This window comes from Bacillus cereus group sp. BfR-BA-01441 (assembly GCF_022663075.1).
GTDB lineage: Bacteria > Bacillota > Bacilli > Bacillales > Bacillaceae_G > Bacillus_A > Bacillus_A cereus.
Genome location: NZ_JAKUEU010000041.1, coordinates 1 through 12,748 on the forward strand (window position 1 = coordinate 1; position 12,748 = coordinate 12,748).

Genomic DNA, 12,748 nt, shown 5'->3' on the forward strand with positions numbered 1-12,748 from the left:
CCTTCAAAATACGAGACGCCGTTTTTAATAATGTGGACTTCCCACAACCATTTGGTCCAATAATTGTTGTAATTTTCCCTTCCGGAATTTCAACTGTTAATCCATCAATAATTAAACCTTCATTATAGCCAACCGATACCGCATCCACCGCTAAAGTTGCCATACGAAAAGCCTCCCTTTATTTTGTCCTCATAAGTAAATAAATAAAATACGGTGCACCAATTACAGAAATAACAAGACCGACTGGTATTTCTGAAGTTGTTAGTACACTTCTTGAAATTACGTCTGCGAATAAAAGTAAAAACGTTCCTATTAGCGCAGCTGTGGGCAACATAATTTGATGTTTACCACCAACAAGGCGCCTTGCTAAATGCGGGGCCATTAAACCGATAAAGCCAATTCCGCCGGCAACAGCAACAGATGCCCCTGCTAAACAAACTGCAATAAATAATAATTTACGTCTTTCTTTTTCTACGTTTACACCAAGGCCAACTGCTGTAGAATCGCCTAGGTTCATTACATTTAATATGTGTGCTTTACTTATAGCAAGCGGTAAGAAAATAACCATCCATGGAAGTACACTTAATACGAATTTCCAATCTGTACCCCATAGACTTCCCGCCAGCCAAATCGTAGCAAAACGAAAATCGTTAGATGTCATCTTCATAGAGAAAATTAAACTAACAGCTCCAAATCCAGCTGCAACGGCAATACCGACTAGTATTAATCGAGTCGATGAAACGCCGTCTTTCCATGCTAGTAAATAAATAATTACCGCTGCTAATATCGCTCCAACTAGTGCGAAGAATGGGAGAATGAATACAGATAAAAATGTACCAGTCCCTACTTTCCCGAAGAAGAAGTAGACGAATATAACAACTGTTAATCCCGCTCCAGCATTAATACCTATAATACCTGGATCAGCAAGCGGATTTCGTGATAAACCTTGCAAAATCGCGCCTGACATAGCTAAAGCAGATCCGACTAGTATAGCAATTACCATACGCGGCATACGGAATTCAAATAAAATAACAGACTGATCTTCAGCCCCTAGTCCAACCAATGACTTTAATACGTCCATTGGCGGGATTTTAAAAGTTCCTGTATTTAAACTAATAAGAAATATAGAAACGATTAGTCCTACTAAAATCGTTAATATAGAAATGTTCTTTTTTGTTAAGACACTCGTCCTCACATCTTTCCTCTCCCTTCATTACGTGCTAAGTAGAGGAAGAATGGAACCCCAATTAGCGCTGTAATTGCTCCAATTGGCGTTTCAAATGGCGGGTTAATAACGCGAGATAACATATCTGCACATTCAATTAACAGCCCACCTAAGACCGCAGAACATGGAATAACCCATCTATAGTCCGAGCCTACGAGGAAACGAGTCATATGCGGAATTACAAGACCAACAAATCCAACTGATCCTGCCATGGAAACTGCGGAACCCGTTAAAACAAGAACAAGTACTGTTCCGATAAATTTAATCAATGTCGTATTTTGACCAAGTCCAATCGCAATTTCTTCACCGAAGCTCAAAATTGTAATATATCTCGACATCATAATTGCGATAAAAAGACAAATAAGGCCAATTGGCACTAACATATTAATACTTTGCCATTTCACTCCAGCGACTCCGCCTGCATTCCACATACTCACCTCTTGGGCAAGATTGAAATACAATGCGATTCCAGATGAAATTGCCCCTAATAAAGCACTAATAGCTGCACCTGCTAAAGCTAATTTCACAGGTGTTAATCCACCTGGTGAAGAAGATCCAATTCCATATACAATGCTTGCACCAAACGCAGCTCCAATAAAAGATGCGATAACAAACATTAAATAAGGTGAATTAGGGAAAAATGCATACATAATTGCAATTCCAAATACAGCTCCATCTGTAATCCCCATTAACGATGGTGAAGCAAGTGGATTTCGCGTCATACCTTGCATAATTGCTCCTGATACCGCTAAAAAGGCACCTGCAACTACGCCCCCTATTGCTCTAGGCATGCGAAGCTCTTGAATTACGTTATGATGTGTAATAGATCCATCAAACTGAAATACAGCTTGCCATACAGTCTTTAAACTAATATCTGCAGCCCCAAAAGAAATAGAAACTGCCATGCTTAAAGCTAACAAAATTGTACCCGCTACTAAAATAATAGAAGCGATGAGCGGTCTGCTCTTAATCTCTTTAACATTCTCTTCTTGCTGTTCTATACTGCTTGCGCTCGCTTCCATCCCTCAACCATCCTAACCAACAACATATATTTATTGAAATGAAATTTATTCTCAAATAGTAATAAAAAAATTAGGTGAATTGTTATTTCCCTGATAATGATTCTCAGAATCAGACACTTCTATTCTACCTATCGCTTTAAAAGACTGTCAACCATTATTTTGAAATATAAATTTATACAAATTGGTATTTTAATACAAAAGTTATGTTCATCCTTTAGAAAATGTTCGTCCACACAAGAGTACTTTCGCAGAATAAATCATTCCTCTTATGGGCATAAAAAAAGAAGAGTAATCTTTTCACTCTTCTTTTTCTTACTTATTTAACTTTGCTTCAATTTTCACGATTAACTCATCTTCTGTTGGAGCCGCAACTGGACGGTTATTTACAAATGCGAATGATTTTTTACGACCAGGACCACAGTAAGACTGACATCCAACTTCAATCGTTGCACATGAATCTACTTTTTTTAACTTCGGAACTAACGTTTTAATGTTCGTTGCCTGACAGTCATCGCACACGCGAAACTCGTTTCCCATTACATAACACTTCCTCTATTTTAAACTTTTCTCAAGTACATTTAAAAATAAACACTAAATGGTATTTTACCGCTCTTTGAAGCTCGTTGCAAGTTTCCCTACAAAGCCTATTCTCTACATAATGATACATATTTATATGCTCTCCTACAGAAGCGCTCACCATTCATGGGAAAATTTTTACCTTTCATCGAAATCTACCATATTTTTAAAAGCTTTGTATAAAAGTTTATTTTTTTGCCCATTATAAAAATAGGAAGTTCATAAAAAGAAAGGGAGTTGAATCTATGAAAGTAAGACAAGATGCTTGGACAGATGAGGATGATTTATTACTTGCTGAAACGGTACTTCGTCATGTTAGAGAAGGAAGTACGCAATTAAATGCATTTGAGGAAGTAGGGGATCAGTTAAATCGTACATCTGCTGCTTGTGGTTTCCGCTGGAATGCTGTTGTTCGCTATAGCTATGAACAAGCTCTTCAACTAGCAAAAAAACATCGTAAAGATAAAATGCGTGCTGCAAGCGGTGAACAAGCGAAAAAACGTTTACTTTATACACCACCAGCTTCAGATTCGATAACTGATTATGAAGAATTAGTACAAGAAGAATCAATCGTACAATATAAAGAAGCTATTCCATATCAAGAATCTACTGCTCCTGCTGCAAGAAGCTCTATGACAATGCAAGATGTTATTTATTTTTTACAAACAGTCGGATCTTCAAATATAAAAGTGACAGCTCTTGAAAACGAGAATACGAGATTGAAACAAGAAATTAAAGCACAAATCCTTCGGAATGAGGAACTAGAAAAGAAACTAGAAAAATTAGAAAAGCAATCTCATACTGTACAAGAAGATTACGAAACACTTATGAACATTATGAACCGTGCTCGTAAATTGGCAGTCATGGATGACGAAGAACGTTCTCAAACATCTTTCCGAATGGACCGAAACGGTAATTTAGAAAAAATTGCAGAATAAAAAGGATGCATGTAATGCATCCTTTTTATTATTTCACCTTTAAGCTCCCCCTTTATATGTGAGAAAACTCCATTCTTCATTTTTTGCTATAATAGAGATTGTCATTTTAAAGATAAGGGGTTAGTTATATGAGCAATTCCCGTTCCATTTTATCTCAGCCAGAGTGGCGCATTGTAGATCAGTCTAGTTTGGGACCAACATTCCATGCACTTCAGTCATTCGCAATGGATGACACATTATGCACAAGCATTGGAAATGGCAAGTCAGCCGCAACAATGCGTTCTTGGGTTCATCACAATACAATTGTCCTTGGCATTCAAGATTCACGCCTTCCGCATTTAGAAGAAGGTATTTCTTTTTTAAAACAACACAACTTCAATGTTATTGTTCGTAATTCTGGCGGGCTTGCAGTCGTGCTTGATGAAGGTGTTTTAAACGTATCACTTTTATTCCAAGAAACAGAAAAAGGTATCGATATTGATCTTGGATACGATACGATGTGGCATTTAATTAAGGAGATGTTAAAGGATTACAACGTTACTATCGAGGCAAAAGAAATTGTTGGCTCTTACTGTCCTGGTAGTTATGACTTAAGTATTCGCGATCAAAAATTCGCTGGTATTTCACAACGTCGTATTCGCGGCGGTGTCGCTGTCCAAATTTATCTCTGTGCTACCGGAAGTGGCTCTGAGCGTGCCGCACTCGTTCGTGATTTCTACAACCTAGCAATTCAAGGGGAAGAAACACGCTTTACGTACCCTGAAATTGTACCAAGTACGATGGCCTCACTCTCAGAATTACTTGGCGAAACCATTACAGTACAAGATTTAATGATGCGTCTTTTAAAAACATTGCAGCAATTCGCTCCAAAGTTAACACCATCTCAATTAACAATAGATGAGATTCCTTTATATGAGACGAATTTACAACGTATTATTGATCGTAATAATAAAGCACTTGGCTTAGAAAAATAAAGACCGTCGCTATTATAGCGACGGTCTTTATTTCAATTCATTATAGAATTAAAGTGCTTGAGCTGCTGTAATTAAAGCTAACTTGTACACTTCTTCTTCGTTACATCCACGAGACAGATCATTTACAGGCATGTTTAAGCCTTGTAAGATTGGTCCTACTGCTTCGAAGTTACCTAAACGTTGAGCGATTTTGTAGCCAATATTACCAGCTTCTAAGCTTGGGAATACGAATACGTTAGCATCACCTTTAATTGTAGAACCTGGAGCTTTTTTCTCAGCTACAGATGGTACGAATGCAGCATCGAATTGGAATTCTCCATCTAAAGTTAACTCAGGAGCCATTTCTTTTGCAATGCGAGTTGCTTCTACAACTTTTTCTGTTTCTGGAGATTTCGCAGAACCTTTTGTAGAGAAGCTTAACATAGCAACGCGTGGATCAATGCCGAATAACTCAGCAGTTTTCGCACTTTCGATACCGATTTCAGCTAAATCTTGGCTGTTTGGTGCAATGTTAATTGCGCAATCAGCGAATACATATTTCTCCTCTTCACGTACCATGATGAATACGCCAGAAGTTTTTGTAACGCCTGGTTTTGTTTTAATAATTTGAAGTGCTGGACGAACTGTATCAGCTGTAGAGTGAGCTGCACCACTTACTAAACCGTGTGCTTTGCCCATGTATACAAGCATTGTACCGAAGTAGTTTTCGTCTTTAAGGATTTTGCGAGCGTCTTCTTCAGTTGCTTTACCTTTACGGCGTTCAACGAAAGATGCTACCATTGCATCCATTTCTTCGTATGTAGCTGGGTCGTAAATATCAACGCCTGCTAATGTTAAATTCATGCTAGCAGCTTTTGCGCTAATTTCTTCCTTATTACCAACTAAGATTGGTTTTACTAACTCTTCTTTTGCTAAACGCTCTGCAGCGCCTAAAATTCTTTCATCAGTTCCTTCAGGAAGTACGATAGAAATGCCTTTTCCTTGAACTTTTTCTTTTACTGTTGTAAATAAGTTGCTCACGAATAAACCCTCCTACATATGTTAAAAAAACTCTATCTTTAAGAATACTGCTTTTCTTCTATATTTTAAACTTATAGCTCCCAAAAAATAGATAAAATAAAAATGATTATATTTTCATAAAATTCAGCCGTTAAATTCACCTTGCTTAAACACTTAAATGTGACAATTTTATGCGCCAAGGTTTTATATAGATGATTTTAAAACTATATATGCTATAGTTAACGTGTAAAACTATCATTAACTGAGGTGAATAGAATGAGTGAAGCAACAACAACGTTAGATGGCTGGTATTGTTTACATGATTTACGTTCTATTGATTGGGCTGCATGGAAAACATTATCTAGCGACGAACGCGGACAAGCAGTGTCTGAATTTTTAAATGTCGTTGAAAAATGGAACGAAGTAGCTACTGCGAAAAAAGGTAGTCACGCAATGTATACAGTTGTTGGCCAAAAAGCTGATATTATGCTTATGATTTTACGTCCAACAATGGAAGAGTTAAATGAAATTGAGACAGAATTGAATAAAACAACTTTAGCTGAATATATGGTTCCTGCATATTCTTACGTATCTGTTGTTGAATTAAGCAACTACCTTCCAGCTGATGAGGATCCATACCAAAACCCGCAAATTTTAGCTCGTTTATATCCTGAATTACCGAAAGCAAATCATATTTGCTTCTATCCAATGGATAAGCGTCGCCAAGGTGATGACAACTGGTACATGCTTCCTATGGAAGAACGTAAAAAAATGATGTACAGCCATAGTAAAATTGGTCGTCAATACGCAGGTAAAGTACGCCAAGTGATTTCAGGATCTGTTGGATTCGACGATTTCGAATGGGGCGTAACATTATTCGCTGACGATGTTCTTCAATTTAAGAAACTTATATACGAAATGCGCTTCGATGAAGTAAGTGCTCGTTATGGTGAATTTGGAACATTCTTCGTTGGAAACATTTTACCAGACGAAAAAGTAGAGAAATTTTTACACATATAAATGGTGAAAAGGAACGAAATTCGTTCCTTTTTTTATTCTTCTCTATATTTATCCTCAAAAATCTCCTTTTTTCTGCACTTTTGAAGAAAAACCAACATTTTTTCAAATTTCTTGTAAAATTGTAACCTTTTTATATGTAAAGATATGCTAAAATGATACGAGCTATATGCTAAATAACGATGCGAAGGTGATAATCTATATGAAAAAAATCTTGTCTATTTTACTATTGCTTGTATTGTCAATTTCTTTCTTAGGAGTAACAACATCCCATGCGGAAGAAAAAATACATATTGAGGCGGCTGCTGCACTTTTATTTGATGCAGATACAGGAAAAATACTTCACGAGCAAAATCCAGATGAATTGCTAGCTATTGCTAGTATGTCAAAATTAATTGTTGTTTACGCTGTTTTAGAAGCAATTAAAGAAGGAAAAATCACATGGGATACGAAAGTAAATATTTCTGATTACGCTTATGAAGTCTCTCGTAATAATGAATTCTCTAATGTACCGTTCGAAAAAGGACGTCAATATACTGTAAAAGAATTATATCATTCTATTGTTATATTCTCTGCAAATGGATCTAGTATTGCTTTAGCAGAACTTCTTGCAGGAAGTGAGAAAAACTTCTTAAATCTTGCAAATGAACATGCTAAAAAGCTAGGATTAAAGAAATATAAATTTGTAAACGCTACTGGCTTAAATAACGCTGACTTAAAAGGAAAACATCCTGAGGGTACTGATCCAAATGCAGAAAACTCTATGTCAGCTCGTGATATGGGTATGCTTTCAAAAGCAATGATTACAAAGTATCCAGAAATGCTAGAGGATACAAAACAAAGATTTAGAAACTTCCCAGACAATCACCCAAAACCAATTCGTATGGAAAACTGGAATTGGATGTTACCAGGAGCTGCTTTCGCTTATGAAGGTACTGATGGTTTAAAAACCGGAAGTTCTGATACAGCTGGATACGGATTTACCATTACTGCTAAACGTGGTGATGTACGTCTTATCTCGGTTATTATTAAAACAAAATCAATGGATGAACGTTTCACGGAATCTCGTGAATTAATCGAATATGGATTTAATAACTTTGAAAAACAAAAACTAAAAGTTAATAAAAACAATACAATCTCTGTAGTAAAAGGGAAAGAAGACCAAGTAACTGTTGCACCCGAAAAAGAAATAACAGTAATTGCGAAAAAAGGTAGCAAAGAGCCTTATAAAATTGGAACTGAATTAGATAAATCTCTTTCTGAAGATGGACATTTAGTTGCTCCTATTAAGAAAGATACCAAAGTAGGCTCAATTACTTTAGAATCAACTGATAAATATGGTTTCTTAGACGGTAGTAAAAGTATGAAAGTTACTGCAAAAACGACAGAGGAAGTTGAAAAAGCAAATTGGTTTGTGTTAACAATGCGCTCTATTGGTGATTTCTTCTCAAACTTATGGTCTAAAGTTTTTTAATAAAAAAGCTGGCTCACGCTAGCTTTTTTTATTTTCCACTCTCAATGTAAAACTTTGTTTGGTTGTCATATCTGAGTCCTTTTCCTCATACGTATGAACTAGTAATTGTTACACACTTCATCTAGAGATAAAGTAAAACTTTAATCAGTGGGGGAATCCCCCGCTGATTATTAGTTGAACCAATCGGGCGTTTACGGGCAGTTTGATCTCCCATCTAATTTCTTTACTTCAACCAAATTTTAGGGCAGGAGTCTTACTGCCCGTTAATGCGGGATAAACCTCTTTCCAAAAGGTATTACAAAAAGAGAGGTGACACATAATGGGCGTTATTGCTTATAACGAAGAAGATGTAAAGTTGTTGGCTAGACTGATGCGTGCTGAAGCCGAAGGAGAAGGGCAACAAGGAATGTTAATGGTCGGAAACGTTGGGGTAAATCGTGTCCGCGGAAATTGTTTAGACTTTAAAAGCATTCGTAATTTACGTCAAATGGTTTATCAAAACCCCGGCGGTTTTGAAGCAACGCAAAAAGGATATTTTTATCAACGGGCACGCGAACAAGATATTGCCCTAGCGAGACGGACCATTCAAGGGCAACGTTTTTGGCCTGCCAACTTTGCCTTATGGTTCTTTAGACCTGAAGGTCCTTGTCCACCAACTTGGTATAACCAACAAAACTCTGGTCGCTTTAAAAAGCACTGCTTCTTCCAGCCATCTGCTGGAGACTGCCCTAGCGTATATTAAGGAATAAAAATGAGGAGGGATTTTTGAATGGCACAGCAACAAAATCCATACTATGGAACAGGTTTTTATCAACCATCTGGAACTTATGTACAACCGCAACAAATGACTCAACAACAGCAGCAAGCGATGCAACAACAAACAGCTCAAGCTGCGCAAGCTCAATATGCAATTTCTCAAGGCATGTTACCTCTAGAGCAATCCTATATTGAAAATATCCTTCGTTTAAACAAAGGTAAGCAAGCTACGGTTGTAATGACCTATGAACGTGGCAGTTCCCTTGGCACACAATCTTATACAGGTATTATTGAAGCAGCTGGCCGTGACCATATCGTTATTAGTGAACCGCAATCAGGAAAACGCTATTTACTACTAATGATCTACTTAGATTACGTAGAATTTCCAGAAGAAATTACGTATTTACCTAGTCAACAAGCAACTTATACTCCAAGACCATAAAAAAAGCTGGCAAATGCCAGCTTTTGTTTTTTTATAATCCTTTTACAACTGCAGTCCCTACTAGGATCCACGCCACAATAAACGCTACACCACCAAGAGGTGTAATTGGACCAAAGAACTTAATACCTGTCGTACTTAATGCATACAAACTACCTGAGAACATAATAATTCCAGCTACCATTAGCCAACCAGCAGTAGTTAAAAGTGATGATTGAACCTTATCCATCAATAAAGCAACTACGAATAGTCCACCTGCATGAAACATTTGATATGTAACGCCTGTTTTCCACACTTCTAACATTTTTGCAGAAATTTTATTTTCTAAACCGTGTGCTCCAAAGGCCCCTAATGCAACAGATAGCCCCGCTGCAATACAACCTAGTAAAAAGAAAATTTTCATCTTAATTCCCCTTTTTTACCTTTATCATAAGCAATTTTTGCATATAAGCCAAACGATTTATCTTCTAAAAATCAAATAAAGAATTACCGTTTGCATCACTTTCTTTTATATATACCGGCTCCCCAGAAACAGGTGCAATTGGTTGCATAGTTGTTACTGGTTGTGATCCAATTACTTGCGATGGAATTTGCGGTTCTCTATATGTAGATGTTTCAACTTGTTCATCTAATAATAAGTCACATAAAGCACGCACAACTAATAAATGTTCTTTTGACTTTTGTCCTTCACTACTTTTTGCCTTCGCAATTTCATTCGCCATTTTATTTAAAATCTTGTCGCTAGATATTTGCATTCCTTCTCACCTCGTACTTTGTAATTCTTTCTCGAATTGCCCCAATTTCTCTACTGAACCAAATACTATTATCATATCACGTTCTTTCAATTTTTCCTGCCCTGCTGGATTATGTATAATATCCCCATTTCTTGAAATCGCTAATATTGTTACATCAAACTGATTCCTTACATTACTCTCTAGTAACGATTTACCAACTAATATTGAATCTTTTCCAACTAGAATTTCTTCAATGACAAATGACTGTTCTATTCCATACAACACTGTATCAATATAATGAACGGTTAATGGATTTGCAATACCTTTTGCGATATGAATACCTGCCATACTAGATGGATTAATAACCTTATTTGCACCGGCGCGCCTTAATTTCTCTTCAGTTTCTGGCTTTTCAGATCTCGCCACAATTTTAATCGTATCGTTTAACCCTCTTGCTGTTAATGTAATAAATACATTTTCGGCATCATTTGCAACAATAGCAACTAAACCAGCTGCTTTTAAAATTCCGGCATTATGTAATACTTGATCTTCCGTTGCATCTCCATGTACAAATAAAAGCTTTTCCTGCTCCAATATACTTTCATCTTTATCAACAACGACAAATGGAATATTCTTTTCTTGCAATTCATGTACAACTTGAAGCCCCACTCTACCGCAACCACATACTATAATATGATTTTTCAACTGCGCTATTTGTTTATCCATCTTCTTCCTCCGTACTGCATGAAATAAATTCCCTTCAATAATCATAGCTGCCACTACCCCAATTGCATACGTAACAATACCTACGCCAACAGGAATAATAAGAAGCGCAAATACTTTCCCCGCTTGCGTTACAGGAACAGCATCTCCGTATCCAACAGTCAATACAGTAATCATTGTCATCCAAAATGCTTGAAACAAACTAATCTCTTCAATCGTCATAAATCCTATCGTTCCTAGAATTACAACAAAAGTCATACATATAACTGCTATCCATAATTGCTTACGTGCATTCATACCGTGTTTCAACTCTTTTCTCTATCTACAATCTTTGCCAGTGGAAATAAAATACGTATATACTAGATACGGAATCTATGAAAGAGGTTGATATAATGAAGACATTTCTTTCCGCCTTACAATGGGCACTATTTATTTTAGCTGGAAGCCTTATTGTACCAATTAGTGTCGCAACTAGTTATGGTCTTGATGGCGCTGAAGCCATTGCATTCGTACAAAGAACATTATTTGTTCTAGGCTTTGCTGGTCTCTTGCAAGCTATATTTGGGCATAAACTTCCTATTCAAGAAGGTCCTGCTGGCCTTTGGTGGGGAATTTTCTCCCTTTATGCGAGTTTAGGCGTCGTATTATTTGGATCAAGCAATGAGACACTTAAAGTTCTTCAATATGCTTTCTTATTAAGCGGTATTATTTGTATTATTCTTAGCGTTTTTGGACTTATTGATAAACTCGTTCGCTATTTTACACCGACAGTCATTGGAACGTATTTATTTCTTCTTGTCGCGCAGCTTAGTGGCTCCTTCTTAAAGGGAATGTTTGGCCTTGATGGAAAACATACAGAAGTACAACCTAACGTATTTATTCTTTCACTCATTGTTATTTTACTATCCTTTTTCATCATGAAGCTACCTATTATTGGACAATATTCCGTTCTTTTCAGTATCGTATGCGGCTGGATATTATTCGCATGTTTCGGATTATCTAATCCAATAACACCAGTGACAGACATAATCCGTTTTCCATCCTTATTTGTTTTCGGAATGCCTCGTGTTGAATGGAACATGGTAATTACGGTCATTTTCGTTACACTCTTACTTCTAACAAATATGTTAGCAAGTATTCGCGTTGTACAAAAGGTTGTCTCTAAATATGAAGAAAACGCTGCATCAGATCGTTTTAAACAAGCTGGCATTATAACAGGAATCAACCAATTGCTAGGCGGCCTATTTTCAGCTATTGGGCCTGTCGCTATTTCTGGATCAGCAGGTTTTATTGCAACGACTAATATTTATAAACGTCTCCCGTTTATATTAGGGTCAAGCTTTATTATTGTCGTTAGTATATTTCCAAAGATTACTTCATTCTTTGCAGCAATCCCTGTTGCAGTTGGTTATGCCGCTATTTATCCTGTATTCGCAAGCATGATTGGTCTCGCCTTTCGAGAATACGAAACTGTCCAGGATAAAGAACGATTATTTAAAGTAGCCGGTCTTTCAATCTTTACAGGAGTCGGAGTTATGTTTGTTCCAGCAGGAGCATATTCCACACTTCCACCATTTCTAGCATCGTTTTTAAGTAATGGTCTCGTTCTTGGATCTGTAATGGCAATCTTGCTAGAAATACTATTTTCTCGTTCCGCTGCAAAACAAATATCGTAAATTGGAAAACTTCCATTATTGCACTCTACCTTTAGAGTTGTTACGATAAAATCAAACTTTAATCATTGGGGTTTTATTCTTCCCCAATGATTATTAACCAATATTATGAGCAACAACTCATAATAATTTATCTACTTCTTTTCAAAGAGGTTTGATGTCTTACTATTATTCCTCAACATCTTCATGAACATGTAT

At 36.8% G+C, this 12,748-nt stretch carries 15 protein-coding genes; 7 read left to right on the forward strand and 8 right to left on the reverse strand.

Annotated features, from left to right (window positions below; genetic code table 11):
• From MR107_RS17525 to MR107_RS17540, 4 genes are all read right to left on the reverse strand, one after another.
• Positions 1-163 (reverse strand): ATP-binding cassette domain-containing protein (locus MR107_RS17525; RefSeq protein ID WP_242292567.1); only part of this gene is annotated, 163 nt, incomplete at its 3' end.
• A gap of 15 nt (positions 164-178) precedes the next feature.
• On the reverse strand, positions 179-1,195 hold the full coding sequence (locus MR107_RS17530) for a FecCD family ABC transporter permease (RefSeq protein WP_001260757.1): 1,017 nt from the start codon (positions 1,193-1,195) through the stop codon (positions 179-181).
• Positions 1,192-2,247, reverse strand: a complete 1,056-nt coding sequence (locus MR107_RS17535) for a FecCD family ABC transporter permease (protein ID WP_000388293.1) — start codon at positions 2,245-2,247, stop codon at positions 1,192-1,194. Before MR107_RS17535 ends, MR107_RS17530 begins: the two co-directional genes overlap by 4 nt.
• A 312-nt stretch (positions 2,248-2,559) precedes the next feature.
• A complete protein-coding gene (locus MR107_RS17540; protein ID WP_000526071.1) occupies positions 2,560-2,784 on the reverse strand; it encodes a YuzB family protein in 225 nt (74 codons plus the stop codon).
• Between the two features lie 284 nt (positions 2,785-3,068).
• Between MR107_RS17540 and MR107_RS17545 the strand changes: the two genes are divergently transcribed.
• Positions 3,069-3,761 carry an RsfA family transcriptional regulator gene (locus tag MR107_RS17545; protein WP_000868358.1) on the forward strand — a complete coding sequence of 231 codons (693 nt, stop codon included), beginning with the start codon at positions 3,069-3,071 and terminating at the stop codon, positions 3,759-3,761.
• A gap of 128 nt (positions 3,762-3,889) precedes the next feature.
• Complete coding sequence (gene lipL / locus MR107_RS17550) at positions 3,890-4,735, forward strand: octanoyl-[GcvH]:protein N-octanoyltransferase (RefSeq protein ID WP_000071944.1); 846 nt, start codon at positions 3,890-3,892, stop codon at positions 4,733-4,735.
• Between the two features lie 48 nt (positions 4,736-4,783).
• Here lipL and pta read toward each other — a convergent pair whose 3' ends face one another.
• Entirely contained in the window at positions 4,784-5,755 is a 972-nt protein-coding gene (pta, locus tag MR107_RS17555; RefSeq protein ID WP_000067215.1) for a phosphate acetyltransferase, read from the reverse strand.
• A 255-nt stretch (positions 5,756-6,010) separates the two neighbouring features.
• Between pta and hemQ the strand changes: the two genes are divergently transcribed.
• From hemQ to gerQ, 4 genes are all read left to right on the forward strand, one after another.
• Positions 6,011-6,754 (forward strand): hydrogen peroxide-dependent heme synthase, encoded by a 744-nt coding sequence (gene hemQ / locus MR107_RS17560; RefSeq protein ID WP_001287595.1) that lies wholly within the window; start codon positions 6,011-6,013, stop codon positions 6,752-6,754.
• Between the two features lie 199 nt (positions 6,755-6,953).
• A complete protein-coding gene (locus MR107_RS17565; RefSeq protein ID WP_242292565.1) occupies positions 6,954-8,225 on the forward strand; it encodes a serine hydrolase in 1,272 nt (423 codons plus the stop codon).
• A gap of 319 nt (positions 8,226-8,544) precedes the next feature.
• Positions 8,545-8,967, forward strand: a complete 423-nt coding sequence (cwlJ, locus tag MR107_RS17570) for a cell wall hydrolase CwlJ (RefSeq protein ID WP_000538168.1) — start codon at positions 8,545-8,547, stop codon at positions 8,965-8,967.
• Positions 8,968-8,994: 27 nt separating this feature from the next.
• A complete protein-coding gene (gene gerQ, locus MR107_RS17575; protein WP_000068652.1) occupies positions 8,995-9,423 on the forward strand; it encodes a spore coat protein GerQ in 429 nt (142 codons plus the stop codon).
• Between the two features lie 31 nt (positions 9,424-9,454).
• Here the strand turns inward: gerQ and MR107_RS17580 are convergent, their stop codons facing one another.
• The 3 genes from MR107_RS17580 to MR107_RS17590 all read right to left on the reverse strand — a co-directional run bounded on the left by MR107_RS17580 (position 9,455) and on the right by MR107_RS17590 (position 11,174).
• Positions 9,455-9,823 (reverse strand): DUF423 domain-containing protein, encoded by a 369-nt coding sequence (locus MR107_RS17580; protein WP_000688315.1) that lies wholly within the window; start codon positions 9,821-9,823, stop codon positions 9,455-9,457.
• Positions 9,824-9,887: 64 nt separating this feature from the next.
• Positions 9,888-10,175 carry a YwdI family protein gene (locus tag MR107_RS17585; protein ID WP_001167352.1) on the reverse strand — a complete coding sequence of 96 codons (288 nt, stop codon included), beginning with the start codon at positions 10,173-10,175 and terminating at the stop codon, positions 9,888-9,890.
• Positions 10,176-10,181: 6 nt separating this feature from the next.
• The gene (locus MR107_RS17590; protein WP_000993980.1) at positions 10,182-11,174 is read right to left on the reverse strand and encodes a potassium channel family protein; all 993 of its coding nucleotides are present in this window, start codon (positions 11,172-11,174) and stop codon (positions 10,182-10,184) included.
• Positions 11,175-11,269: 95 nt separating this feature from the next.
• Between MR107_RS17590 and MR107_RS17595 the strand changes: the two genes are divergently transcribed.
• Positions 11,270-12,553, forward strand: coding sequence for a purine/pyrimidine permease (locus MR107_RS17595; RefSeq protein WP_000847034.1), 1,284 nt, complete (start codon positions 11,270-11,272; stop codon positions 12,551-12,553).
• Positions 12,554-12,748: the final 195 nt, after the last annotated feature.